Source organism: Streptomyces sp. NPDC001514, from assembly GCF_053597075.1.
Genome location: NZ_JBSFHO010000033.1, coordinates 39061 through 63332 on the forward strand (window position 1 = coordinate 39061; position 24272 = coordinate 63332).

Genomic DNA, 24272 nt, shown 5'->3' on the forward strand with positions numbered 1-24272 from the left:
GAACTCAGGGCGCCTGTGGCGGGTCGAGCACCGGGATCAGCTGCTCCTCCTCGTAGAGCAGATGGCTCTCCAGCTCGTCCGTGAGCCGCTCGACCTCGGCGCGGACCCGTGCGGCGTCGGCCCCTTCGGCCGATACGACCTTCCGCAGGTCCTCGACGAGCTCGGCGATGCGCACGTGCTCGTCGCGCAGCCGGTCCAGGACCGGGGCGAGCTCCGGATGGCGCTCCGCGAGGAGCGGGAACATCCCGGCGTCCTCGCCGGTGTGGTGGTTGTGCACTCCGGCGCAGACGGTCAGGCAGTTCACCCGGAGCTGGGCTCCGATGCCGATGCCGATGCCGGTGCCGGGACCCCGCTCGGACCCGGGCCCGGACTCCGACTGTGACGGCGACTCCGTCGCCGCGTGCCACTCGGCGATCTCCTTGCGGATCAGCGCCAGCTCCTGCCGGAACCCGTCGTGCACGGCCTTGACGGCCGCCCCGAACGACGCCGCGGCGATGTTCGGCGGACCGGGGATCTCCTCGAGGGCGACCACGGGGATCACCCGCTCCGCCCTGGCCTGGTACTCGGCCCACCCGGGATCGGCCTCGACCGCGCGGGCGAAGGCGCGATCCCGCTCGGCGCCCTCCAGGACGACGGCCTCGGCCTCGTACGTGAACACTCCGGCCTCGACGGTGACGCGTGGATGGGCCACCAGGTTGTGGAACCAGTCCGGATGCCTCGGCGCGCCACCGGCCGATGCGATGACCAGGACGCGCTCGCCGCCGTCGGGCAGATAGCCCACGGGCGTGGTGTGGCGGGCGCCGGTTCGCGCCCCGGTGGTGGTGAGCAGGAGCAGTCGGCCGCCCTCGAAGGGGCCGCCGACACGTCCGCCGTTGGCACGGAACTCGTCGATGATCTGCTGGTTGAAGTCGTTGGGCATGCGCTGCTTTCTTCTCAGGGGTCGAACGGAAACGTCGAACACAAACGGAGAAGAAAGAAGAAGGCGGGCCTCTCGCCCGCCCCGCGCTCACGCCAGGGCCGGGTACCCCACTCGCTCTTGGCCCAAGGCCGACCCGGCAGTCACGGCGTCAACCGTAGGGCGGCAACCGCGCCCGGACAATTTCTTATTCGAACCCGGAACCGGAGGCCCACAGACCTGGATTGCCACCGGCACGGCCGGCCCTGTCTGCTGAAGGCGCGGCCTTACGACAGGGACGCCCCCGACGCTGCCGTGCAGCCGACATGCCCAGCGCTGCGTTACGGGAACGTGGCGTACGGTGCTCGGCGCGGAACGACGCCCTGTGAATCAGGAGCAACCAGCCTCTAACCGCCGGGAAACCGCGCCGGGCATGCCGGTTCCTATCGTCGTCGGACGTGATGAAGCGCACCCGGCGGCGCCTTCTGCCGCGACTGTCCGCCCTGCCCGCCTGGAGCACGATCCGCGGCCGTATGGCCATCGTGCTCGCCGTCCCCACCTGTCTGCTGCTGGTCGTGACCGGCCTCGGTGTCGCCGACCGGGCGGCCGACTGGTCCCTGGCACGTGAGAGCGCCGGCCGGGTCGAGCTCGCTCTCGAGGCCCAGGACCTGGTGCGTGAGCTGCAACGCGAGCGTGGCCTCACCAATGGGCTGCTGGGCGGGGCCAAGGAGTACCGCGAGGACGTCGACGCCCAGCGCACACGCACCGACACCGCCCGCACCGGGTTCGGCTCCCTGCTGGAGGCGGATGGCGCGGGCGAGGACACCGCCGAGACCTTACGAAGGGCGCTCGCCCCGGTCTCGGAGCTGGTGTCCGTGCGCAGCCAGGTCGACAGCGGCACTGCCGAGCGCGCCGCGACGCTGGCCGCGTACACCAAGGCGATCGACGGACTGATCGACGCCGTGGCAGCGGAACCGGCCGGCGGTGACGGGGCCCTCGCCGAGGCGATGGGGGCCCTGCAGACCCTCGCCAGGGCCACCGAGGCGGTCGCACTCGAGCGCGGCTTCCTCAACGGGGTCTTCGCGACAGGGCGCTTCAAGGGAACCGAGTTCCTCGACTTCACCGAGGTACGAGCGGATCGGCTGGCCTTTCTGCGTCACTTCGCCGAACTCTCCACCCCCGCCCAGCAGTCCGCGCTCGACGCCGCCTTCGCCACCAGCGATGCCCGACGCGCACTCGGCTACGAGAAGCAGGCCGAGGGCGGAGCCGACGGCAGCCGCCTCACGGTGGACCCCGGCCGCTGGTGGTCATCGATGACCTCACTCGTCGACCGGCTCCACGGCGTACAGCGGGAGATCGGTGCCGACATCCGAACGCGCGCGGAGCGTATCGGCGACGAGGCCACCGGCGAGCTGGGCGGCTTCCTCGGCCTCGGTGTCCTGATCCTCGCAGCCGCCGCCGCACTCGTTGTGCTCGCCGCCCGCTCGATCACCCGGCCGCTCGTCGCGATCGCCGACGAGGCCGACTCGGTCGCCCGCACCGGGCTGCCCGCAGCTGTTGCCCGTATCCAAGAGGCCGAGGCGGGCGAAGAGCTGGTCTCCGTACCGCCCCGCCGGATGCCCGGCGGCGCCCTTGAGCTCACCCGGCTCGCCACCGCCCTGCACAACGTCGAGCGCACGGCCATCGCCCTCGCGACCGAGCAGGCCGTGCTGCGCCGCAACAGCTCCGAATCGCTCGCCAGTCTTGGCCGCCGCAATCAGGCACTGCTCTCCCGCCAACTCGGCCTGATCACCGCACTGGAGCGTCAGGAGGTCGATCCGGACGCACTCGGCGAGCTCTTCCAACTCGATCACCTGGCCACCCGTATGCGCCGCAATGCCGAGTCGCTGCTCGTGCTCGCGGGGGAGGAGCTGGCCCCGCGCACCTGGGCGGGGCTGGTGACGGCGGCCGAGGTGGTGCAGTCGGCGATCGCCGAGGTCGAGGAGTACCAGCGCGTCGTCGTGGTCGACGTACAGGCAGGGCGGATCCGCGGCCGGGTCGTCGCCGAGCTCTCCCATCTGCTCGCCGAGCTCATAGAGAACGCGCTGGTCTTCTCGCCTTCCTCGCGCCCCGTCGAGATCTACGGCTGGCGCGACGGTGGTGAGTACTGCCTCGCAGTCGTCGATCGCGGTTCCGGCATGACCGCCGAGGAACTGGCCCGCTCCAACGCCCGGCTCACGGGCCGGGAGTCCTTCCTGGTCGCCCCTACCCGCTACCTCGGCCACTACGTCGTCGGTACTCTCGCGGCCCGGCTCGGCGCCCAGGTCGATCTGCGCCCCACGGCGGGGCAGGGCGGGAGTACCGCCGGAGTCACGGCGTACGTAGCCTTGCCGGCCACTCTCGTGGAAGTGCCGGAGACGCAGCCGGCGGCGGCCGGCTGAACCGGAACCGACCGGGCCGGGGGACGGGCCGGCGGCCGGCCGGGGTCGACCGACCGGGAGCACGACGAAAGCCCCGACCAGAGTCCGGTCGGGGCTTTTCGTCCCGTGCAGAGCGAGTCCGTTGACGGGACCGCTATCGGGCGGTGCCGAAGTCCTGGGTCCAGTAGTCGTTCGGCTGCGCGAGGCCGACGCCGATCTCCTTGAACTCACAGTTGAGGATGTTGGCCTTGTGGCCGGGGCTGGTCATCCAGGCCTGCATGACGCTCTCGGGGGTGGAGTAGCCGTAGGCGACGTTCTCGCCGTAGGTGCTCCAGTTGTAACCGGCACGCGTGATCCGGGCGCCCGGGGACGAGCCGTCGGAGCCCGTGTGCGACATGTTCTTGTGGGCCGCCATGTCCGCGCTGTGAGCCTGAGCGGCCTTCGTCAGCGTCGCGTTGACGGTGACGGGCGAGCATCCGGCCTTGCTGCGCTCGCTGTTGACGAGCTGCACGACGCGGGCCACGGCGCCGGACGCGGGGGCGGCGGGGGCGGTGGGGGCCGGCGCGGCAGTGCTCGGAGCGGTGGGCTTCGAGGTGCTCGGGGCCGTCGGCTTCGAGGTGCTCGGGGGCGCGGTGGGCGTCTTCGAAGCCGGCGCGGACTGCTCCGCCCCGTTGTGCTTCTGCCTCCAGTCCCAGCCGCCGTGCTTCTGCTTCCAGTCCCCGCCGTCGTGCGACCACCGCTGATCGGCGGACGCATTCTGCCACTGTCCCCTGGACCCGCCGTCCTGGTTCTCCTGCGGATCCATGCAGGCCATGGCGACGGAGGGCACACCTACCGTGCCCAGCGCGACGACGGCGATGGCTATCTTCCGGTAGTGCGTCTTCCTGCGGTGCTTCCTCATGCATGACCTCACTCGGTGATCGCGGAGCATCCCCGGTGCGGCAAACTCTGTGCAGACACTGCACCTGAGCTGCGGGGACGCCTTGCGGGCCGCCATTGTTAGAAGCACTCCGAGCGGAGGGCAACGAGCGTCGGTACTACCCGCGCTCGTAGCGGTGGAGGGCCCTTGAAATGGGCACATGGGCGTGCTGGCCCGGTTTGCGGAATTCCGGAACGAGCTGTCGCTCCGTCAGAAGTCCCTATTTGCAAAAGGAACGAGCGAAGTTGCAGGGGGCGTCCAGTGCCCTCGGATCCTGTGCGAGATATGTCTACGTCAAGTCGGACAAATCTCACTATGTCGCCGGGGTGATCGCTACTATTCGGCCGCCTTAGTGCCATAAGCCGCCGTGACGGATGTCACGGAACCATGGGTTTCGGTACGCGAAGCAGGCACCCGTGACCGCGGCGGTCCGGATCTTGTCCACCCTGATCACCGCAGACAGACGCCGGCTGGGCGTCGCCGCGAACGATCCGGCCGCGGATCCCCAGGCGGTACGCGCCGGCCTGTCGCGGCCGGGGGTGCGGCCGCGGGAGCGGGCGCGGGGGCGGTAGGTCGATGTACAGAATTCTTGACTTCATGTACGCGTGGCTTTACCTTCTCGGTGTCAAGTTTGCTTTACAGGGGGGAGTTGGCGTGACCTTCGAAGAGAAGCGTGCATGGATCATGGGGGTGGTCGCGGTCGCCGCGTACACGGCCTACCTCGCCATCGTGCTCGGCCGGGCGGAGCACACCCCGCTCGCGGAGGTGTCGTACGTACCGACGCTGCTGTGGACCGTCGGCGCCGCGGTCGCGGCGGCGATAGCGCTCGAAGTCGTGATCGCGATCGCCTCGCCCAAGGACGCGAACAGGAAGGACCAGCGCGACCGGGAGATCACCCGGTTCGGCGAGTACACGGGGCAGTCGTTCGTCGTCATCGGCGGAGTGGCGGCCCTCGGCATGTCGATGGCCGAGCTGGACCACTTCTGGATCGCCAATGCGATCTACCTGGCCTTCGTCCTCTCCGCCGTCCTCGGCTCCGTGGCCAAGATCGCCGCCTACAGGTGGGGCTTCCAGCCGTGGTGAAGCCGACCCGCGTCACGAACACGATCCGGTCCCTCCGCTTCACGCACGGGGAGATGACCCAGGCGGAGCTGGCGGATCGGATCGGCGTGACCCGCCAGACCGTCATCGCCATCGAGAAGGGCCGCTACTCGCCTTCGCTCGAGATGGCCTTCCAGATCGCCCGCGTGTTCAGAGTCCCGCTCGACGAGGTGTTCCAGTACCCGGACGGCGAAGGTCGCCAAGGGACCGAAGGGGTCGAAGGGGCCCAAGGAGCCGAAGGAAGCGAACGCAGCGAAGGAGAGACACCATGAAGGCCATCGTGCACGACACCTACGGCTCCTCCGACGTGCTGGAGCTCAGGGACATCGACAAGCCGTCGGCAGGCGAAGGCGACGTGCTCGTACGGGTGCACGCAGCCGCCGTCGACGCGGGCGTCTGGCACCTCATGACCGGCCTGCCGTATCTCCTGCGCCTGATGGGCTACGGGCTCCGTGCCCCCAAGGTCCGCGTCCGGGGCAGGGAGGTCGCCGGGCGCGTCGAGGCCGTCGGCGCCGCGGTCACCCGGTTCCGGCCGGGCGACGAGGTGTTCGGCATCTGCGAAGGCTCCTTCGCCGAGTACGCGAGCGCTCCGGAGGACAGATTCGTACCGAAGCCCCCGAATCTCACCCTCGAGCAGGCGGCGGCCGTCCCCATATCCGCGCTCACCGCACTCCAGGCCCTGCGCGACGCGGGCCGGGTGCAGCCGGGACAGAAGGTCCTGATCATCGGCGCGGCGGGCGGGGTGGGCACCTTCGCGGTGCAACTGGCCAAAGCGTTCGGAGCGGATGTCACCGGCGTCTGCAGCACGACCAAGACGGACCTGGTCCGCTCGATCGGCGCGGACGACGTCATCGACTACACCCGTGAGGACTTCGCCGACGGGGCGCGCCGCTACGACCTCATCGTGGACACCGCCGGCAACCGTCCGCTGTCCCTCCTCCGGCGTGCCCTCACTCCGCGGGGAACTCTGGTCATCGTCGGGGGCGAGGGCGGCGGGCGGTGGTTCGGCGGCACGGATCGCGTCCTGCGTGCGCTGATGCTGTCACCGTTCGTGCGCCACAAGCTGCGCGGGCTGATCTCGGTGGAGCGCCACGAGGACCTTCAGTCCCTGCGGGTACTCATCGAGGCCGGCAAGGTCGCGCCGGTCGTCGGCGCGACGTACCCGCTGAGCGAGGCCCCCGAGGCGATCCGGTACGTCCAGGAGGGCAACGCACGCGGCAAGGTCGTCATCACGGTGTGAGGCGCGACCCCGCCGCGTGCAGGTGGAGAAACAGGCCGGGAAGGCAAGGTCGTACGAAACCCGCCACCGGACAACGACGAAGGCCGGACCGTCGAGCGGTCCGGCCTTCGGTCCGTCCGGTGGACGGTCGCGCCGTCAGCTTCCGGGCTGCAGGATCGCCCAGGCGTCCCCCGGGGCCGACTCGGTCCCGTCGGCGTGGACGGCGGTCACCCAGTAGAAGTGGGTCGTACCGGTGGCGGCCGTGGTGTCCGTGTAGGAGAGACCGGTGACCGGCTCCGCCGTCAGCTGCTCGTACGCCCCGGCGTCGTGGTTCCAGCGGTGGACGCGGTAACCGGTCGCCTCCCCGACCGCGTCCCAGCCCAGCTCCACCGCCCGGCCCGAATCCGCGGCCGTGGCGGTGAGACCGAGCGGTGCGCCCGCCGGAGTGTCGACGGACGGGGTCAGGTCCAGTTCCGTCACCTCGGCGAACGTCATGCTCTCCGGGTTCAGGTACAGCGTGTAGAGGGAGTTCCCCGAGGTGTCCACGGCATCCACGGAGTAGGTCAGGGTCTCTCCGTCCGGCAGTTCCGTGTCCACGAAGTGGGTGGTGCCGGCGTCGACCTCGGCCAGATTGCACCAGCAGGGAAGCTTCTCCACCGGCTCCCTGCGGATGACGAACTTGGCGATGTCGGGGGCCGTGCTGGGATCCCAGTCCAGCACCACACCGTAGGGCGTGGCCTTGGCCGTCACCCCGGTGACGGCGGGCGGGGGCGTCCTGTCCACGCGCGAGATCGCATACGGAGCGGACCGCTCCGACTCACGCCCCTGGGCGTCGACCGACGTCACCGCGTACTCGTACGCGGTCCTGGCGACCGCCGTGTGATCCGTGCAGTAGTGGACCTGCACGTACGGGGTCGAGCCGCCCTGCCCGAAGTCCTCGCACGTGACGGCGTGCCAGGAGGGGTCGGCCGATGCGGGCTCGGAACGGTAGACGCGGAACCCCGTCGTGCCGGCGTTCACGCGTGCTTCCCAGAGCAGGCGGATACCGGTGTCCGCCTCGTTGTTCTCGGCGTGGTAGATCCGGGGAACCGCCGTGGGCCGGGTGTAGGCCAGCACGGCGGACGCCGCCGATGTGTTGCCCGAGGCGTCGGTGGCGGTCACCTTGTAGTAGCGCGCCGTGCTGTACGGGACGTCGGTGAGGCCCAGCGCCGTCGCCTTCGTCGTTCCGACGAGGGCGTACGGCCCGGTGGCCGCGTCGGCCCGGTACACCCTGAAGGTGGAGTCCGTCTCGCTCGCCTTCCAGCCCAGGGTGACGTCCCACTGGCTGTCGGCCGCCGTCAGGCCCGTGGGCGCCGGCGGAGCCGTCCGGTCGACGGTCGTGACCGGCAGATCGATGGCGGAGGACGATGTGTTCCCCGCGATGTCCACGGCGTCGACGCCGAAGCGGTAGACCGCACCGGTGGCGGGCAGCGTCGTCGTGTAGGAAGTGGCGGTCGTCCGCACCACCAGGGTGCTGGTGCCCGGCCTGCGCAGGTACACCTTGTACCCGGCGAGATCCATCTCCTTGTTCCTCGCCCAGGTGAACGTGGCCTTGCTGGTGACCTTGTCGTACACGACCTTCGCGCCGGTCGGGGCGAGCGGGGCGGTCCTGTCGACGGTGGCCGAGGTCCTGGGCGCGTAGCCGAATTTGACGTTCGCGCTGCCGGTGAAGGCGGCGAAGTCGACGCGGATGGTGTGGGTGCCCTTGGGAACGGTGACGTAGACGGTCTTGCTGCGGGTCGACGAGACGTTGGACCACAGGTCGATCTTGCGGGTGCCGTCCAGGTAGACGCGGACGGCGTCCTGGACGGCCACGCTGAAGGTGAAGGGCCCGCCGGAACCGAAGTCGCGGGTCATCGTCCAGCGGACTCCGAAGTTGTCGCGCGGCAGCGTGACGCCCGCCGGGTCCCCGGTGCCGTAGCTCTCGCTGATCGCGGAGTCGCACACGGTCCCCCTAGGGGTCCCGGCGAACGTGGTGTTCGCGTAGTACGACGCTTTCCAGACCCCGGCGGCGCAGGTGGTTGCCGCCTCCGCGCCGGATGCGGGCAACGCGAGGCACGCGGCTGCCGCCGCGAGGGCTGTCCCGACCGCTCTGCCGGTGGCGCGGCGGCGCCGAATGCGACCGCTCCCCGTGAATATGTTCATGATCCCCTCCCCGGAGGAGGAGCAGCATGGCATATGCCCGGCGGCCCGCAAAATCCCTTTCACCGCGCCGGAATCGGGCGCTCCGGTGTGCCCTCACCACCGGGCGCCGCGACGAGTGACGCTCTCCTGCCGTTGCCCTCGGCGAGGGTGTGGGTCGGCCACTTCGAGCGGGCGACGAAGGGCATGGCGGACCGCGGAGCCGTGCGTTTCTCAGGTCCCGGGCTTGCGGCCGTAGACGAAGACGTCGTCGCCGTTGCGGAGCAGGTTCCAGTACGCGGCGGCGTTGGTCCTGGTCATGTTCACGCACCCGTGCGACCCGGGCGGAGCCCACACGCTGATGCCGACCGAGTGGAAGGCCTGGCCGCCGTCGAAGAACTGGCTGTACGGCATCGGCACCTTGTACAGGCTGGACACGTGGTCGATGTGCCGCCAGTAGATCTTCTTCAGCCCGGTGCGGGTCTCGTGCCCGTCACGCCCGGTCCGCACCGCGACCGGTCCGTACACCAGCTTCGTGCCGTCCTGGATCCAGCTCAGTTGGAGCGTCAGGTCGACGCAGGCGATACGGCCCTTGTTCGTCGGGCACTTGCCGGCCTTGTTCGGGTTCTTCCCGACGGCTTTCTGCTTGTTCATCAGATCCATGACGCCCCAGGTGATGGGCCCCGCCAGCCCGGCGTTCGGGCTGATCGAGTGCTTCGTCTGGAATGCCTGGATCGCCTTGCAGTCCGTGGCCGACTGCCTCCCGTCCACCGGGAGCCCGAGGAACCCCTCGACCTGCCTCTGGTACGGCCCGGTCTGCGTCGTGCACGAGGTCGCCGCCTGAGCGGTCGTGCTGCCCATGGCGAGCGTGAGCGGCGCCACCAGTGCGGCGATCCCGAGTGCGACGACTCCTCGTCGGCGTGTGTCCCCCACTGCTGTCGACTCCTCATGTCCGTGCGGCTGCGGTGAGCGTGGTGTTGAGTTCCGCCTGGTAGACAGCGGAGGGTGCGCAGCAGTTGCACGCGGGGAGGGGACGGTTTCGTAACGGCCGCGACCGACGGCCGGGGCGCACGAGGTCCGGTGAACGGGCGGCGGCACCGCCGGCCGTGTCTACCGGCTTCCCGCCAGCCGGGAACCCGCCGGCGTGCGGCGATAGAGCACCGCCCGTCCGGACCGGGCGCGGGCGACGAGACCCGCCCGGTGCAGGACGCCCAGGTGGTACGACACCGTAGCGGGACTGAGGAAGTGATGTGCCGCGAGCTGCGCGGTGGAAGTCGGTCGCGCCAGCGCTGCGAGCAGCCCGGCGCGGGTGGGTCCGAGCAGCCTGGCCAGCTCGGCGGAGGGGATCGTCGGCGCGGTGGCCCTGTCGCGCACGGGATAGGCCACCATCGGCGGCCTCCGTCCGTCCCGCACCGGGTCAACGGCCACGCCCGGCCCCGCCGCCACCAGCGACGGCACCACGACCACCAGGGGCACGGCCAACTCCACCGTGAACCGACTGTCGACGCGCAGCGTGCCGTCGGCCCACCGGATGCCGGGGTGCAGTGAGTTGAAGAGCCCGGCCGCGCCGCGCCGGGCCAGCACTCCGGCGCACCGGTCGACCTCCGATTCGAGGGCGGCCTTCGCGGCCTCCCAGTGCGGGGCGAAGGCCAGGTCCCAGTAGCGCCGCAGTTCCTCCGCGGCCTGCCGGGCGACGTACCCGCCGCCCCGGGCCATCGCCCGCCGCACCTCCGGGGGCAGTTCCGATCCGGCCAGGCCGTTGCACGGGCGGCCGTCGCGCAGCGCCTCCAGCTCGCCGAGGACGCGCTCGGGCGGGGTGGACCGGACCCGCTCCAGTTCCTCCTCGACGGTGGGCGAGGGCCCGGACGGATGCGGACTGAGGAAGTCCGGCACATAGCCGCCGCCGTCCAGGGCCAGCTCCGACAGCAGCGGCAGCCGCGCCCGGCGCAGCACGCGCCGGGCGAGCGTGACCCACGGATCGGCGTCCGAGCCCGGGCACAGGCCCCATGGCAGCAGCGTCGCCGCGACCTCGTGCAAGGGCGAGACCGCGAAGCGGGAGCGGGCCAGCCCGGTGGCGTCCACGGTGAGTTCGATCACGGCCCTCCGCTGTCCCCTGTCCCGTGTCTCTTGCCCCATGTCCCTTCGAACCTGCTCGAATCGTGGCACGGAAGCTCGCCGTAGTGGGCCTGCTCGGCGCACTCTGGTGGCCGACGGGGACGAGGGGCCGCAGAGGCGCGAGGGACACGGGGGGCTGCAGGGCATGTGGGGGATGCGGGGAACGCAGAGGGGCGAGAAGGTACGGGCGTTGCGGCGTCCCGGAGCGCTGGCGAAGGTCGCGCTGGCCGCCGCCGGCGTGCTGATGCTCTCGGGGACGTGCACGTCGACGGCGCAGGACCGGGCAGCCGCGGCGTCGGCCGGGGGGAGCGGGGGACTCTCCGGCGCCGCGGCCTGCCCCGGCCTGGAGGGCTTCAGCTGCGCCACGCTGACGGTCCCGCTCGACCACAGCGGCGGCGTGCCGGACCGGCTGGGCCTGAAGGTCGCGATGGCGGACAACGCGAAGGCCCCGAAGGGCGTGCTGCTGTTCCTGACGGGCGGTCCGGGGCAGCCGGGTGTGCCGTTCGTGGAACGGCTGAGCAAGAAGCTGGCGCCGTTGCTGAAGGACTACCGCCTCGTCATGATCGACCAGCGCGGCACCGGCACCGATGCGCTCCAATGCCCGCAGCTGCAGAAGGAGATGGGGTCGTCCGACCTCACGCCGCCCACCGTGCGGGCGGTGACGGACTGCGCCGCGGCCATCGGTCCTGACCGCCGCTTCTACAGCACGAGTGACACGGTCGCCGACCTGGAGCTGCTGCGCAGGGCGCTGGGCGTGCGGAAAATGACGCTCGACGGTGTCTCGTACGGCACGTACACCGCCGAACGGTACGCCCTGGCGTACCCGCAGCACGTGGCGCGGCTGGTACTGGATTCGGTGGTGCCGCAGACCGGTTACGACCCGATGGACCGCGCCGCCATGCGAGCGGCGCCGCGTGTGCTGACGGCGGCCTGCGAGGCGATCGGCTGCCATACGGACCCGGCAGCGGATCTGGCCAAGGTGGTGGACACGTACGACAACGGCGTCGATGTGCTGGACGCGCTGACCACCTGGGGTTTCGTGGACCCGGACTATGCGGCGATGATCGACGCCCTGCACAAGGCGGCGGCCGGCGATCCCGCACTGCTGCAGGGCCTGATCGCGGGTGTACGGCAGGGAAGCGCGGCGACCGCGGAGGAGCTGAGCCAGGGGCTGCACGCCTCGACGCTGTGCCTGGACGGGCGCTATCCGTGGGGCAGGTCGGACAGCCCGGTGGCAGGGCGCCAAGAGGCGCTGGAGAAGGCAGGCGCGGAGCTGACACCGGCCGACTACGGCCCCTTCGACGCCGCCACGGCGACGGGCCTCGGCTCGATGCTCAGCTGTCTGCACTGGCCGCGCACGCCGGCGCCGCCGCTGCCGCCGGAGCACCGCCGGCTTCCGGGCGTACCGGTACTGCTGCTCGGCGGGGACCGGGACCTGTCGACGCCCGTGGAATGGCTGTACGACCAGAAGAAGCTGACGCCGCGAGCTCGGGTCGTGGTGGTGCCGGGTGCCGCGCACTCGGTGCAGAGCAGGGCGGCGAGCGACGAGGGCCGTCAGGCGGTGTTCGACTTCCTCCTCGGGCGCTGACCGTGCTGAGGCGCTGACCATGGGGTGGCCGAGCGCGCGATCACCTGGGTGGGAGCCCGGGGAGCGGCCCGGATGCGGTCCTGGGACACGCCCATCACCGGGCCGGTGACATAGAAGGCGACACGGGCGACGACGAAAGGCCCCGACCATGATCGGTCGGGGCCTCTCGGCTGCCCTGCGCGGCGGTGGCGGAGGATGCAGTTCCCGGTCGGCACGCACGTCGTGACGCCGGACGTGGTCGGCCTAGCTCCGCAGCAGCCGGGAGGTCTGCGCCCAAAGCCCGTCCAGCACGGACGGGTCGTTCGCCAGCTTCGCGAACATGACCATGCCTTCCAGCTGGGCGAGTACCGCGCGGGCAGTGGTGCGGGTCGCGGCCGGGGCGGGGATCGTGCCCTGTTCCGCCGCATCGCTCAGCGCGGCGTGGACCAGGTCGATCTGCTCGTCGAAGATCTCCGCCAGCCGGGTCTGGACGCCCGCGTCCTGGGTGCTCAGCTCCAGCGCCAGATTGCCGAACAGACAGCCGTTGACCGCGCCGCCCTCCGTCTTCGCCGCGCGCTGGGCGGTGGCCTGGTCGAGGAAGAGCCGTTCCAGCCGGTCCTCCGCCGGCCCGTCGCTGCGCAGGGTCGCCACCCAGCCGGGCCGTTGGGCCGCCCAGTGGGCGTTGATCGCCTCGATCGTCAGGGCCTGCTTCGACTCGAAGAAGTGGTAGAAGCTGCCCTTCTTCACGTCCGCGCGAGCACAGATCTCGGCGACGCCGATCGTGCCGTAACCGCGGCTCAGCATCAGGCCGCAGGCCGCATCCAGCAGTCGTTCCCGTGCCGTGCTCGTCCGTCCCATGCCGACGAGTATACGGGCGGTCAACTATCCGGAGTGGTTTTTAGTTGACCGGTCGTCTACTCTTCTCGGCAGGTGGTGGGAAAACTGCCCGCCGACTACCTGACCTGCGAGGACTTCGCCATGCCCGAAAACATCACGATCGCCGTCGCCTTCCACAGCGGCTACGGCCACACCGCCCGCCAGGCTCGTGCGGTCGCTGCCGGAGCCGGGTCGGTGCCCGGAGTGCAGGCCCGGCTGTGCGACGTGGCCGTCGTGGGCGACCGGCTGTGGGAGACGCTGGCCGCCGCTGATGCGATCGTCTTCGGTACACCGACCTACATGGGCAGCCAGTCCGCCGTCTTCCAGGCATTCGCCGAGGCCAGTGCCCCGGTCTGGATGAAGCAGGGCTGGGCCGGAAAGCTCGCCGCCGGCTTCACCAACTCCGCCGGCGTCAACGGCGACAAACTGAACGTCCTGGTCTCTCTCGCGCTCTTCGCCGCGCAGCACGGCATGAACTGGGTCTCGCTGGGTCTGCCGCCCGGCGGTGAGTACTCCACGACCGGAACCCCCGAGGACCTCAATCGCCTCGGCGGCTTCCTCGGCGCGATGGCCCAGTCGCCGTCCGACCTGGGTCCGGACGACGCCCCGTCCGGGGCGGATCTGCGGACCGCCGAGCACCTCGGGCGCCGGGTGGCCGAGACCGCACTCGAGCAGGTGTCGGGCCGTACGGCGCTCGCCCTCGCGCTGTGAACGTCCTCAAGCCCCTGAACGCCCCAATAGCTCTCCATGGCCTGAAAGGAAGACCGTCATGACCACCGGGAAGCACTCCTGGGCCCGCGGCCGGCTCGCAGAGCTGCTGGGCCTCGAAGTTCCCATCGTGCAGGGTCCGTTCGGCGGCGGTCTGTCGTCCGTGGCGCTCGCCTCCGCCGTCTCCGAGGGCGGCGGGCTCGGCTCGTACGGAGGGCATATCCTCACCCCGGACGGGATCGGCGAACTCGTGGGCGAGCTACGGAAGGCCACCGCCCGGCCCTTCGCGGTCAACCTCTGGGTCCCGCACCCCGACGAAACCGCCGCACCGCCCGACCGTGACCGGATGGCCCGGTACGCCGGGCTGCTGCGCCCCTGGTTCGAGGAACTCGGGCTGCCGACCGGCCAGTTGGAGGAGCCGCCGCCCGCCCCGGGCTTCGCGGAGCAGATCGACGCGCTGCTCGCGGCGGAGCCGCCGGTGATCAGCTTCGTGATGGGCATTCCCGAGGCCGGCGTGCTCGACGAGGCCCGGCGACGAGGCATCCGGACCGTCGGTACCGCGACCACCGTCGAGGAGGCCCTCGCGATCGAGGCGGCGGGTATGGACGCCGTCGTCGCCTCGGGCAGTGACGCGGGAGGGCACCGCGGCTCGTTCCTGCGCCCCGTGAACGAGTCCCTCGTCGGGACCTTCTCGCTCGTCCCACAGGTCGCGCGGGCCGTGTCGATCCCCGTCGTGGCCGCCGGCGGCATCGCCGACGGCCGGGGAATCGCCGCCGCGCTGACGCTCGGGGCGGACGGAGTGCAGATCGGCACCGGCTTCCTGGCGACCGAGGAGTCCGGCGCAAGCGCCGTCCACCGGGCCGCGCTGCACGGCCCCGACGCGCATACGACCGTACTGACCCGGGCCTTCTCGGGACGGCTCGCGCGGGCCCTCCCCAATCGCTTCACGCGTGAGGCGCTGGCGTACGAGAACGAACTGGCGCCCTATCCGCTCCAGTACACCCTCACCCGCCCGCTGCGCACCGCAGCCGCGGAACGCGGTCTGGCCGAGTACGTCAACCTCTGGTCCGGGCAGGCGGCAGCGCTCACCCGGCCGCGGGGCGCCCGCGACTACCTCGACGAGCTCATCGCCGGGACGGAGGCGGCGCTGGGTCACCTGGCACCCGGTCGCGACTAGGGGGGAGCCGCAGCGGGGCAGGCCACGGACACCGAAACCGAGAACACGGATACGACGAAGGCCCCGACCATGATCGGCCGGGGCCTTTCGTCTGCCCTGGTGGGCGGTGGCGGTGTGGGCGAGGGGTGCGGCCATGGGCCGTTCACCTGCGTTCATGGGCGGCCTCCGCTGATGGGCCCGCCTGAACGGCGGTGAACGTCGCTGAATGAGACGGAAACCGAGACGGTCCGGCTGGCACGAGGCCGGTCAGCGGGGTCATGGATGGCTCTCTGGGCGGTGGCGAGAGCCGGCGGCGGACCGGTGAGGGATCCCACAAACGGGTCGACCAGTGGCGCGCGAACGCCGAGGGGGGCTATCTTCGAGAGGTAGAGCGACCGGTCTTCCTACCCCTTGGGGAATGGCCTCTCGGCCTTCCGGGGTGGGACTGCCTCCAGGCAGAGAACCTGCCAGGGGTCCCCGGTGCACGTCGAAGAGAGATCAAAGAGTTCTATGAAAGCAACCCGCGCCCCGGCCTGGCCGGGGCCCCGCAGAGGGCCGCTGATTCGCGCGGCCCCGACGGGGTCAGCCGTCAGATCGGATGAGCCGGACCGCGTTCAGCAGGGTCTTGTGGGCGGCCGTCGAGTCGTCCAGGTAGCCGGCGGCCATCGCGCCGTCGTACAGCATCAGCAGCGCACCGGCGGCCGACTCCGGGTCGGCGTGGCCGAGCCGGGTGAGCAGATCCTGGAAGAGGGTGCGGATCCAGTCCCGATGGGACGTCACCAGGCCACGGACAGGATGGTCGGCGTCCGGGTACTCGGCGGCCGCGTTCATGAACGGCGATCCGCGAAAGCCGCGCTCGCGGGCGTGCTCGGCGATGGCCGCGAAGATCAGGTCGATCGCCTCCGCGGGCGGGTGCCCGGCGGCCAGTGGTTCGGCCACCTCACGGTAGTAGGCGTCCTTGGTCAGCAGGTAGGCCACGACCAGGTCGTCCTTGGAGGCGAAGTGCCGGTAGAAGGTCGCCTTCGTCACCCCGGCCTCGGCGATCAGCCGCTCCACGCCGATCGCGCGGACGCCCTCGTAGTAGAACAGCCGCGACGCGGCCCGGACCAGGCGTTCGCGAGGCGGTAGTTCTCCCTCGGTCTTGGTCTCTCGACGCGTGCTGTCGGTGGTCTTCTGCCCAGTGCTGCTCACTTCCCCATTGTGCCCTCGGCCCTGCCTCGAGCGGCCTCCACCCCCGTACGGCCCACACCCATAGGGCCGTCCTCCCCCTATCCCGTACGGCATCCCGTACGGCATTCCGTACGGCCCGCAGCAGCGTGGCCGTTCATCGAAAGGCTTGAACCCATGAATCGTCGTCTTGAAGGAACCGTCGCCCTGGTCACCGGAGCATCCAGCGGTATCGGCCACGCCACCGCGTTGGAGCTTGCCCGCGAGGGCGCCTCCGTGGCCCTGGTCGGCCGGCGCGAGGACCGGCTCACCGACCTCGCCGCGGAAATCACCGGCGCCGGTGGAAAGGCCCTGGTCGTGCCCGCCGACATCACCACGGCCCAGGCCGCCGCGGAAGCGGTCGAGCGGACCGTCGAGGGCCTGGGCCGTCTGGACACGCTGGTCAACAACGCCGGCCTCATGCTGCTCGGGCCCGCGCCCGGTGCGGACCTGAACGACTGGCGGCGCATGATCGACATCAACCTCATGGGCCTGATGTACACCGCCCACGCGGCCGTCCCCCACCTGGTCAAGGCCGCCGCCGAGGAGCCGCGTCAGGTCGCCGACATCGTCAACATCGGCTCGCTCGCCGGCCGCAACGCCTACGCCATGTCCGCCGTGTACAGCGCCACCAAGTTCGGCGTCGGTGCCTTCAGCGAGGCACTGCGTCAGGAACTGGCACGGCAACACGTCCGCGTGTCCGTCATCGAGCCGGGCAGCGTCGACACCGAACTGCGCACGCACAACCCGGCCGCCATCCAGCAGCACATCGTCGCCGCCCTGGGCGACATCGAGCGGCTGCAGAGCCAGGACATCGCCGATACCGTCGGCTACATCGTCACCCGCCCCCGGCACGTGGCCGTCGCCGAACTGCTCGTACGCCCCACCGAGCAGGCCTGAACACCAAGTCCGTGGCCAACTCCGCGGCAAGCAAGGAGTCGTGATGACGATGAGGCGGATCCTCGCCGTGGTGACCAACCAGGCGACCTACGGGACGAGCCCCCATCGGACCGGACTGTGGATCGGAGAGCTGGTTCACTTCCACGCCGGGGTCCGCCAGGCCGGCTTCGAGGTCGACCTCGTCAGTCCAGAAGGGGGACCGGTGCCGCTGGATCCGCGCAGCACCAGATGGGCCGACAAGGCGGTACGCGACTACATGAACGATCGCGCGTTCATGTCGAGCCTGGACCGCACCAGCAAGGCGGCCGACATCGACCCGGCCCGGTATGCCGCGATCTTCTACACCGGCGGGCACGGCGTCATGTGGGACTTCCCCTCAAACGCCGCGCTCCAGCAGGCCGCACGGCAGATCTACGAGAACGGTGGCGTGGTCTCCTCGGTCTGCCATGGCGCCAGCGGACTGCTGAACATCACGCTCTCCGACGGCTCCTTGCTTGTCGACGGCCGCACAGTCACCGGGTTCTCCACCGCGGAGGAGCGAGTCGCCATGGTGAAGAAGCGGGTGCCGTTCTTGCTGGAGGACGAACTCCGCAATCGGGGCGCGCGCTATGTCAGGAACACCATCCCCATGACCCCCTTCGCCACCGCTGGCGGCAGGCTCGTGACGGGACAGAACCCCTACTCCACCAAGGCCGTCACCGCCAAGATCATCGAGACGCTGCACCACCTTTGATCGGTCAAGGCAGCCGCCGCGCGAGCGACGGCCGCACGCTCCCCCAGCTCGTGGGCGGTTGCCGTCAAACAGTGCCGTCAAGACAAAAGTCGGAGGCCCTGTGGAGTGATCCACAGGGCGTCTGACGTGCTGCGCACTCGACGCTCGCCACACGGCGGCGACCGTGCTCCTGATCCTCGGTGTCCCGGACGTCGTGGTCGACTCGATCATGGGATGGGAGCCCGGGGGAGCGGCCCGGATGCGCGCTCGGTACATGCACATCACGGGGCCAGACGGAAAACGGAGACGGACAACGTCGAAGGGCCCCACCGCGAACGGTGGGGCCCTTCGACATCGTGCCCGGTGAGGCACTGGCGGAGGATACGAGATTCGAACTCGTGAGGGGTTGCCCCCAACACGCTTTCCAACTGTCCACGTGACTGTACGTGCGCCTTCGTGAGAGTTCACGGGGCAGGTCGGACGGGGTGCGCGTACAGCAGTGAACGGGGGCGTCCGTCAGCGCACTGGACAAAGACCAGGACAACGAGCGGCTCAAAGCCCCTAGGGTCCGGAGAGTCCAATATCCCCCGAATGGTGCAGGGATTCGTGGATGATGGTCCCTGGCTCAAGATCCGGGGATGCGGACGCTGTCGCGGGCCTTCTGATGCGTCTGGCTCACTGCCTGCTCGTCTGCCGCGGAAGCCTCGGTTATGACCTTAACGACATGGGTGTCACCGCCGATGATGCGAATGAAACCAACCCAGCTGGCGTCGGTGGGGTCTGTGACACGAGCGTCGAGGACGGGGCGGCCATCAACCGTGGTCTTCTGAATGTCGGTGGCCTTGAGGTCCGCGTTGTCAACGTCAAGGGAGAACTGAAGCTGCCGGTCGAGATCCTCCGACGAGCTAGGCCCGTCATTAACGGTGATGCTGGTGGACACGTCAGCGGTAGTCACCGAATACGTGCGCCCGGCGTAGGCAGTGGCGTCTTCGGCGAACTTCTCAACGGTGGGCTGTCCGGGAAGTTTGAAGGTGATGCCACTGGGGGAATCGGTGGTCTTCACCCATTCCGTGGCATCGGCCTGACCGTGATCGCCCTGCTCGGCCACCATCATTGTCCCGATGCCGGCGGACGGCGGCGCCGGGGCGGCGAAGGCACTGGTGGGAAGCAGCACACCTCCTGCAGCCAGGGAAGTCGAGCCGGCAAGCATCAGAAAGCGCTGCGTCAGCGAGTGGTGAGCCATAAGAATCACTCCTTGCGAGAAATGTGGAACAGTGTGTGTCGGCGGCCCTATCAATTCACGGACCTTTTGCGGTGGGCACATGTCCCGTCGCACCGCCAGGCTTATTTCCGGACGATGAGGGCGTCCACCTGCTCTGCGTGAACCCAGGTTCCAGTCAAGCCCCGGTGTCGGATCGCGTCATGTTCCGAAATCGCGTGGCAGGAGAACTCGGGACTTGACAGAAGGCGGTGTTCCTGACCGCGCTACCCATGGTGGGAACGAGCTTGGTAGCTTGATCGCCATGACGGTGGCATTGATCGACTCCGGACTTGGCCTTCTCTCCACCGCCGGCTGGGTGCGGCATCTTGCCCCTGAACTCGATCTGCTGCTGCTCTTGGATCCCGAGGGCGCCCCTTGGGGCCCGAAGAGCACGTCCTTCATCACGGACCGTCTGTTCACCGCTGCTCATGCCGCAGTCGAGCGGGGTGCGGAGGCAATCGTGGTGCCCTGCAATACCGCCACCGTCACTGCGATCGACGCCTTGCGCCAGGAGTTCGAGCCTCATGTGCCGGTGATCGGTACTGTTCCCGCAGTGAAGCCGGCCGCAGCGACCGGCAGGAGCATCGCGGTATGGGCAACGGTTCGGACCACGGCGAGTGACTATCAGGCCCGCCTGATCGCCGACTTCGCGAACGGCAAGCCAGTCGTGCGGGTTGCCTGTCCCGGTTTGGCCGAAGCGATCGACCACGGGGACGTGGCGGCTGCATCTGAAGCGATCGCCTATGCGGTCGAGCGAACTCCCCTCCGCTGCGACGCAGTGGTGCTGGGTTGCACGCATTACCCCCTGGTAGCACCTGAGATTCTGCAGCAGCTACCCGCCGGCACCACCCTGTACGACAGCGCGGAGGCGGTCGCCCGGCAGACGTTGCGGCGCCTGGACCGGCCCACGGAGTCAGACGGCGCGATGGGTAACGTCGACGTGGTGCTCAGCGGCAGCCGCGGACACCTCCCGGCAAGCGCCCACGCCTACTCCGTGGGCCGGGCTCTTGCCACCGCGACGCGCGTGTCCCGCGAGGCCCTCATGCCCGAGGCAACCTGTCTTCCGATGGCTGCTCCGGCCGTCTGAGCACGGCCACCTCTTGATCGATTCCTTTAGTCCGGAAGCGAGCCCTGTCGTGGGCGGCCGCCGGGTCCCGGAGCCGCGCGCGGACATCCTCGACGCGGCCAGCGGCCAGCGGTCAACAGTCGAGGACCTGCCCGGCCCCGATAAGGCGGTTCCGGCCCAGCACGCGGCCGTTGGAGTAGTCCTGCGCCGGCCGCCGATTTCCAGAAGGGCCCCGGAGGGCCTGGCCACGAAGGGACGTTCATGAGCACCGAACTCAGCCCCGCCGTCGACAGCACTCTGGTTCTGCTCACCGTCGAAGAGGCGGCTCGTCGCCTGAGCATTGGCCGCACGACCTGTTACGCCCTCATCCGCACCGGTCAGTTGGAGTCCGTCCCCGTCGGCAGCCTGCGTCGTATCCCTGCCGACGCTCCCGCCGCGTATGTCGTCCGCCGGCGCGCTGCGCAGCGCGCCGCCTGATCTCAGTACTCCCGGAGCGCCGCCCGAGATTCGGTCGGCGCTCCGTCCCCGTCTGCCCCGTACCGAACAGAGGAGCTGCCCATGGCAGAGGAGAAGAAGCGCACCCGCCGCGCCAACGGTGAATCGGCCATCTACCTAGGTAAAGACGGACGTTGGCACGCCCGGGTACCCACGGGCTACAAGGATGACGGGACCCCCTACCGTCGGCATCTGACCCGCCCTCGCGCAAGGACTTGGTCGAAGAAGGCGAGCACGGTGCAGCGAGTCAGCACCCTGCGGCCGGAAGGCCGGTTACTGCCAGGATCGGGTGCAGGTGCGGCGCGAGACCAAGAACACCAATTCGCGCGCGGGGCGCCGTGCGGTGCCCTGCCGGGCTCCGCACCTCCGCACACACGCTGAGGCGCAATCGCGGGAGCGCGCCGCCGCCGGGAACCTGTGGACCGAATCGGAGTACGTGTTCACCAAGACGTTGGGCGGGCCGCTGAGCCCGAACACGGACTACCACGACCGGAAGCGGCTGCTCGAAGACGCTCAGGTCCGCGACGCTCGCCTGCACGATGCCCGCCACACAGCCGGGACGGTGCTCATGTTGCTGGGAGTCCCGGACCGAGTCATCGACCAGATCATGGGATGGGAGCCGGGTGGCGCCGCGCGGATGCGGGCGCGGTACCTCCATGTGCCGGACCAGCTACTCAAGGAAGTGGCCCAGAAGATCGGAACAGCGATCTGGGGAGACCCGGACACAGCCCTTGTGGACAAAGACGCAGGACAACGAGAGCTGAGAAACGTCGAAGGGCCCCACCGCGAACGGTGGGGCCCTTCGACATCGTGCCCGGTGAGGCACTGGCGGAGGATACGAGATTCGAACTCGTGAGGGGTTGCCCCCAACACGCTTTCCAAGCGTGCGCCCTAGGCCTCTAGGCGAATCCTCCGCCGGAAACATTACATGACGGCGAGGAGTGCTCGCGAACTCGTTCCCCACCCCCACCATCAGGTACTCTGTGCAGAGCCCCTCACGTGGCGCTATCTGACTGAACTCCCCCAGGGCCGGAAGGCAGCAAGGGTAGGTCGGCTCTGGCGGGTGCGTGAGGGGCGCTTTGCGTTCCGTAGGGCGATGGCGTGCCGGGCGCCGGGGTTGTGCGCCGCAGCGGGGGCTTGCGGCGGGGCCGGTTGTCCGTGGGCCCCGATAACCTCGTAGGCGTGTCGTCCCTTGCGCTGTACCGCCGCTACCGTCCCGAGTCCTTCGCCGAGGTCATCGGGCAGGAGCATGTCACCGACCCGCTGCAGCAGGCGCTGCGGAACAACCGGGTCAATCACGCGTACCTGTTCAGCGGGCCGCGTGGCTGTGGCAAGACGACCAGTGCGCGCATTCTCGCGCGGTGTCTGAACTGTGAGCAGGGGCCCACGCCGACGCCCTGCGGGGAGTGTCAGTCCTGCCGGGACCTCGCGCGGAACGGGCCGGGGTCGATCGATGTCATCGAGATCGACGCCGCGTCGCACGGTGGTGTGGACGACGCCCGTGAGCTGCGGGAGAAGGCGTTCTTCGGGCCCGCCTCGAGTCGGTACAAGATCTACATCATCGACGAGGCGCACATGGTCACGTCGGCGGGCTTCAACGCCCTGCTGAAGGTGGTCGAGGAGCCCCCGGAGCATCTCAAGTTCATCTTCGCGACCACCGAGCCCGAGAAGGTCATCGGGACGATCCGGTCGAGGACGCACCACTATCCGTTCCGGCTCGTGCCGCCCGGGACGCTCAGGGAGTACCTGGCAGAGGTGTGCGGCCGGGAGGGCATTCCGGTCGAGGACGGGGTGCTGCCGCTGGTGGTGCGGGCCGGGGCCGGGTCGGTGCGTGACTCGATGTCGGTGATGGACCAGCTGCTCGCCGGTGCCGCGGACGACGGTGTGACATACGCCATGGCGACGTCCCTGCTCGGCTACACGGACGGGTCTCTGCTGGACTCGGTCGTGGACGCTTTCGCGGCGGGGGACGGGGCGGCGGCGTTCGAGGTCGTGGACCGGGTGATCGAGGGCGGGAACGATCCCCGGCGCTTCGTCGCCGATCTGCTGGAGCGGCTGCGCGATCTGGTGATCCTCGCGGCCGTGCCGGACGCGGCGGAGAAGGGGCTGATCGACGCCCCCGTCGATGTGGTCGAGCGCATGCAGGCGCAGGCGCAGGTTTTCGGCGCGGCCGAGCTCAGCAGGGCAGCGGATCTTGTCAACGCGGGTCTTACGGAGATGCGTGGCGCGACCTCGCCGCGGCTGCAGCTGGAGCTGATCTGTGCCCGGGTGCTGCTGCCCGCGGCCTTCGACGACGAGCGTTCGCTCCAGGCACGGCTCGACCGGCTGGAGCGGGGGGCCACGTACTCGACGGGCGCTCAGGCGCCGGCCATGGGATACGTACCGGCGACGGATGCCCATATGCCGCCCGGGCCCGTTGGCCCCGTCGGGGGGCCGACCGCCGCGCGCGCGGCCGTACGGGGCCAGGCCCCCGAGCCGCAGGTCGCCCCGCAGGTCGCCCCGGCCGCGGCGCCCGAGGCCCAGGCCGGGGGTCAGGTCCAGGCTCCGCCCCCGCCCGTCCAGGAGCCCGCAGCGCCGCGGCCCGGCGCCTGGCCGGGCGCCGCGACCCCCGGTGGCGGTGCCGTCGGCGCCCCCTCATCCCAGAGCACCGGCACTCCTGCTCCGGCGGCTCAGCGCCCCGGCGCCTGGCCCTCCGCCACCGCCCCCGGCCAGGGGCGCCCTGCCGCGCCCGCGGGCGGCCCGGCCCCGACGCCCGAACCCGAACCCGCACCCGCTGCCGCGCCGGCACCCGCGCCACAGCCGGCCCACGCCGTCGCTCCGGGAGCCGGAGCCGCCCAGGGCGCGGCCCAGGTGCGGAACATGTGGCCCGACATCCTGGAGGCGGTCAAGAACCGTCGCCGGTTCACCTGGATCCTGCTCAGTCAGAACGCGCAGGTGACGGGCTTCGACGGCACGACCCTCCAGATCGGCTTCATCAATGCCGGCGCCCGCGACAACTTCGCGAGCAGTGGCAGCGAGGACGTGCTCAGGCAGGCGCTCGCCGAGCAGTTCAACGTCCAGTGGAAGATCGAGGCGATCGTCGACCCGTCGGGTGGTGCCGGTCAGCCTCCGGCCGGTCCCGGCGGTGGCGGCGGCTACGGCGGCCGCCCGGGCCCCGGCTCCGGCCCCGCACCACGCCCCGCCCAGCCCCCGGCCCCCCAGTCGCAGCCGCAGTCCGCGCCCGCCCCGCAGTCGTCCGCCTTCCAGCCTCCGCACACCGCGACCGCACCACAGCCGCCGCAGGCCGCGGCTGCATCGGCCACGGCGTCGGCCATGCCCGCCGCCACAGGCCCCCGGTCGCAGTCGCGGCCGCAAGGGCACGCGCAGCCTCAGCCGCAGCCCGTCGCCCCCGAGGACGACATTCCGGAAGAGGACGATCCGGACCTTGTGGACTCCGCACTCTCCGGCCACGACCTGATCGTCCGGGAGCTCGGCGCCACGGTCGTGGAGGAATACACAAACGAGTAGGTACGGCGGC

The 24272-nt window shown here is 70.2% G+C and carries 21 protein-coding genes, 1 tRNA gene, 1 other RNA gene and 1 pseudogene; 15 read left to right on the forward strand and 9 right to left on the reverse strand.

All coding sequences use genetic code 11. The annotated features are described in order from the left end of the window. Positions 1-4: 4 nt before the first annotated feature. A complete protein-coding gene (locus ACWCXB_RS28625; protein WP_450726644.1) occupies positions 5-919 on the reverse strand; it encodes a nitroreductase/quinone reductase family protein in 915 nt (304 codons plus the stop codon). A gap of 437 nt (positions 920-1356) precedes the next feature. Here ACWCXB_RS28625 and ACWCXB_RS28630 point away from each other — a divergent pair, with 437 nt between their 5' ends. Next, a complete protein-coding gene (locus ACWCXB_RS28630) occupies positions 1357-3315 on the forward strand; it encodes a sensor histidine kinase (protein ID WP_450726689.1) in 1959 nt (652 codons plus the stop codon). A 133-nt stretch (positions 3316-3448) separates the two neighbouring features. On the opposite strand, the gene ACWCXB_RS28635 is transcribed toward ACWCXB_RS28630, so the two are convergent. Next, positions 3449-4195 carry a CAP domain-containing protein gene (locus tag ACWCXB_RS28635; protein WP_450726645.1) on the reverse strand — a complete coding sequence of 249 codons (747 nt, stop codon included), beginning with the start codon at positions 4193-4195 and terminating at the stop codon, positions 3449-3451. 672 nt (positions 4196-4867) lie between these two features. Here ACWCXB_RS28635 and ACWCXB_RS28640 point away from each other — a divergent pair. The 3 genes from ACWCXB_RS28640 to ACWCXB_RS28650 are packed head-to-tail and all read left to right on the forward strand — an operon-like array spanning position 4868 to position 6554. Beyond that, a complete protein-coding gene (locus tag ACWCXB_RS28640) occupies positions 4868-5296 on the forward strand; it encodes a hypothetical protein (protein ID WP_450726646.1) in 429 nt (142 codons plus the stop codon). Next, a complete protein-coding gene (locus ACWCXB_RS28645; RefSeq protein WP_450726647.1) occupies positions 5290-5586 on the forward strand; it encodes a helix-turn-helix transcriptional regulator in 297 nt (98 codons plus the stop codon). Before ACWCXB_RS28640 ends, ACWCXB_RS28645 begins: the two co-directional genes overlap by 7 nt. Next, positions 5583-6554, forward strand: coding sequence for an NAD(P)-dependent alcohol dehydrogenase (locus ACWCXB_RS28650; RefSeq protein ID WP_450726648.1), 972 nt, complete (start codon positions 5583-5585; stop codon positions 6552-6554). Before ACWCXB_RS28645 ends, ACWCXB_RS28650 begins: the two co-directional genes overlap by 4 nt. A gap of 135 nt (positions 6555-6689) precedes the next feature. Here the strand turns inward: ACWCXB_RS28650 and ACWCXB_RS28655 are convergent, their stop codons facing one another. The 3 genes from ACWCXB_RS28655 to ACWCXB_RS28665 all read right to left on the reverse strand — a co-directional run bounded on the left by ACWCXB_RS28655 (position 6690) and on the right by ACWCXB_RS28665 (position 10790). Beyond that, on the reverse strand, positions 6690-8717 hold the full coding sequence (locus ACWCXB_RS28655) for a PA14 domain-containing protein (RefSeq protein ID WP_450726649.1): 2028 nt from the start codon (positions 8715-8717) through the stop codon (positions 6690-6692). Positions 8718-8927: 210 nt separating this feature from the next. After that, on the reverse strand, positions 8928-9626 hold the full coding sequence (locus tag ACWCXB_RS28660) for a L,D-transpeptidase (RefSeq protein ID WP_450726650.1): 699 nt from the start codon (positions 9624-9626) through the stop codon (positions 8928-8930). A gap of 177 nt (positions 9627-9803) precedes the next feature. Then, a complete protein-coding gene (locus ACWCXB_RS28665) occupies positions 9804-10790 on the reverse strand; it encodes an ArsR/SmtB family transcription factor (protein WP_450726651.1) in 987 nt (328 codons plus the stop codon). Positions 10791-10998: 208 nt separating this feature from the next. Between ACWCXB_RS28665 and ACWCXB_RS28670 the strand changes: the two genes are divergently transcribed. Further along, positions 10999-12396: an alpha/beta fold hydrolase gene (locus ACWCXB_RS28670; protein WP_450726652.1), complete on the forward strand. Its 1398-nt coding sequence runs from the start codon at positions 10999-11001 to the stop codon at positions 12394-12396. A 243-nt stretch (positions 12397-12639) separates the two neighbouring features. On the opposite strand, the gene ACWCXB_RS28675 is transcribed toward ACWCXB_RS28670, so the two are convergent. Then, positions 12640-13233 carry a TetR/AcrR family transcriptional regulator gene (locus ACWCXB_RS28675; RefSeq protein ID WP_450726653.1) on the reverse strand — a complete coding sequence of 198 codons (594 nt, stop codon included), beginning with the start codon at positions 13231-13233 and terminating at the stop codon, positions 12640-12642. A gap of 120 nt (positions 13234-13353) precedes the next feature. Between ACWCXB_RS28675 and ACWCXB_RS28680 the strand changes: the two genes are divergently transcribed. Further along, positions 13354-13962 (forward strand): flavodoxin family protein, encoded by a 609-nt coding sequence (locus ACWCXB_RS28680; RefSeq protein ID WP_450726690.1) that lies wholly within the window; start codon positions 13354-13356, stop codon positions 13960-13962. A gap of 58 nt (positions 13963-14020) precedes the next feature. After that, entirely contained in the window at positions 14021-15136 is a 1116-nt protein-coding gene (locus tag ACWCXB_RS28685; RefSeq protein ID WP_450726654.1) for an NAD(P)H-dependent flavin oxidoreductase, read from the forward strand. A gap of 561 nt (positions 15137-15697) precedes the next feature. Here ACWCXB_RS28685 and ACWCXB_RS28690 read toward each other — a convergent pair. After that, positions 15698-16306, reverse strand: a complete 609-nt coding sequence (locus ACWCXB_RS28690; RefSeq protein ID WP_450726655.1) for a TetR/AcrR family transcriptional regulator — start codon at positions 16304-16306, stop codon at positions 15698-15700. A gap of 153 nt (positions 16307-16459) precedes the next feature. On the opposite strand from ACWCXB_RS28690, the gene ACWCXB_RS28695 reads away from it, so the two are divergent. The 3 genes and pseudogenes from ACWCXB_RS28695 to ACWCXB_RS28705 form a co-directional block, all read left to right on the forward strand. Then, positions 16460-17221 (forward strand): SDR family NAD(P)-dependent oxidoreductase, encoded by a 762-nt coding sequence (locus ACWCXB_RS28695; protein ID WP_450726656.1) that lies wholly within the window; start codon positions 16460-16462, stop codon positions 17219-17221. A 43-nt stretch (positions 17222-17264) separates the two neighbouring features. Next, on the forward strand, positions 17265-17954 hold the full coding sequence (locus ACWCXB_RS28700) for a type 1 glutamine amidotransferase domain-containing protein (protein ID WP_450726657.1): 690 nt from the start codon (positions 17265-17267) through the stop codon (positions 17952-17954). 139 nt (positions 17955-18093) lie between these two features. Further along, positions 18094-18300, forward strand: a pseudogene (locus tag ACWCXB_RS28705) (hypothetical protein); the annotation flags it as partial. Between the two features lie 258 nt (positions 18301-18558). On the opposite strand, the gene ACWCXB_RS28710 reads toward ACWCXB_RS28705, so the two are convergent. Then, complete coding sequence (locus ACWCXB_RS28710) at positions 18559-19176, reverse strand: hypothetical protein (protein ID WP_450726658.1); 618 nt, start codon at positions 19174-19176, stop codon at positions 18559-18561. Positions 19177-19456: 280 nt separating this feature from the next. Between ACWCXB_RS28710 and ACWCXB_RS28715 the strand changes: the two genes are divergently transcribed. From ACWCXB_RS28715 to ACWCXB_RS28725, 3 genes are all read left to right on the forward strand, one after another. Next, on the forward strand, positions 19457-20281 hold the full coding sequence (locus tag ACWCXB_RS28715; RefSeq protein WP_450726691.1) for a glutamate racemase: 825 nt from the start codon (positions 19457-19459) through the stop codon (positions 20279-20281). A gap of 240 nt (positions 20282-20521) precedes the next feature. After that, entirely contained in the window at positions 20522-20737 is a 216-nt protein-coding gene (locus ACWCXB_RS28720) for an excisionase family DNA-binding protein (RefSeq protein ID WP_450726659.1), read from the forward strand. 454 nt (positions 20738-21191) lie between these two features. Continuing rightward, positions 21192-21611, forward strand: a complete 420-nt coding sequence (locus tag ACWCXB_RS28725) for a tyrosine-type recombinase/integrase (RefSeq protein ID WP_450726660.1) — start codon at positions 21192-21194, stop codon at positions 21609-21611. On the opposite strand, the gene ACWCXB_RS28730 is transcribed toward ACWCXB_RS28725, so the two are convergent. Beyond that, positions 21582-21669: transfer RNA gene (locus ACWCXB_RS28730), tRNA-Ser, on the reverse strand. The two genes, ACWCXB_RS28725 and ACWCXB_RS28730, sit on opposite strands and share 30 nt — an antisense overlap. Positions 21670-21742: 73 nt before the next feature. Here ACWCXB_RS28730 and ffs point away from each other — a divergent pair. Together ffs and ACWCXB_RS28740 are read left to right on the forward strand one after the other, a co-directional pair. After that, positions 21743-21837: signal recognition particle sRNA small type (ffs, locus tag ACWCXB_RS28735), an RNA gene on the forward strand. 100 nt (positions 21838-21937) lie between these two features. Continuing rightward, positions 21938-24262 (forward strand): DNA polymerase III subunit gamma and tau, encoded by a 2325-nt coding sequence (locus ACWCXB_RS28740; protein WP_450726661.1) that lies wholly within the window; start codon positions 21938-21940, stop codon positions 24260-24262. The last annotated feature ends 10 nt before the right edge of the window (positions 24263-24272 follow it).

Coding starts and splice junctions, on each gene's coding strand:
- ACWCXB_RS28625 (WP_450726644.1), bottom strand. CDS start 919: ATGCCCAACGACTTCAACCAGCAGATCATCGACGAGTTCCGTGCCAAC.
- ACWCXB_RS28630 (WP_450726689.1), top strand. CDS start 1,357: ATGAAGCGCACCCGGCGGCGCCTTCTGCCGCGACTGTCCGCCCTGCCC.
- ACWCXB_RS28635 (WP_450726645.1), bottom strand. CDS start 4,195: ATGAGGAAGCACCGCAGGAAGACGCACTACCGGAAGATAGCCATCGCC.
- ACWCXB_RS28650 (WP_450726648.1), top strand. CDS start 5,583: ATGAAGGCCATCGTGCACGACACCTACGGCTCCTCCGACGTGCTGGAG.
- ACWCXB_RS28655 (WP_450726649.1), bottom strand. CDS start 8,717: ATGAACATATTCACGGGGAGCGGTCGCATTCGGCGCCGCCGCGCCACC.
- ACWCXB_RS28675 (WP_450726653.1), bottom strand. CDS start 13,233: ATGGGACGGACGAGCACGGCACGGGAACGACTGCTGGATGCGGCCTGC.
- ACWCXB_RS28680 (WP_450726690.1), top strand. CDS start 13,354: ATGCCCGAAAACATCACGATCGCCGTCGCCTTCCACAGCGGCTACGGC.
- ACWCXB_RS28685 (WP_450726654.1), top strand. CDS start 14,021: ATGACCACCGGGAAGCACTCCTGGGCCCGCGGCCGGCTCGCAGAGCTG.
- ACWCXB_RS28695 (WP_450726656.1), top strand. CDS start 16,460: ATGAATCGTCGTCTTGAAGGAACCGTCGCCCTGGTCACCGGAGCATCC.
- ACWCXB_RS28700 (WP_450726657.1), top strand. CDS start 17,265: ATGACGATGAGGCGGATCCTCGCCGTGGTGACCAACCAGGCGACCTAC.
- ACWCXB_RS28710 (WP_450726658.1), bottom strand. CDS start 19,176: ATGGCTCACCACTCGCTGACGCAGCGCTTTCTGATGCTTGCCGGCTCG.
- ACWCXB_RS28715 (WP_450726691.1), top strand. CDS start 19,457: ATGACGGTGGCATTGATCGACTCCGGACTTGGCCTTCTCTCCACCGCC.
- ACWCXB_RS28720 (WP_450726659.1), top strand. CDS start 20,522: ATGAGCACCGAACTCAGCCCCGCCGTCGACAGCACTCTGGTTCTGCTC.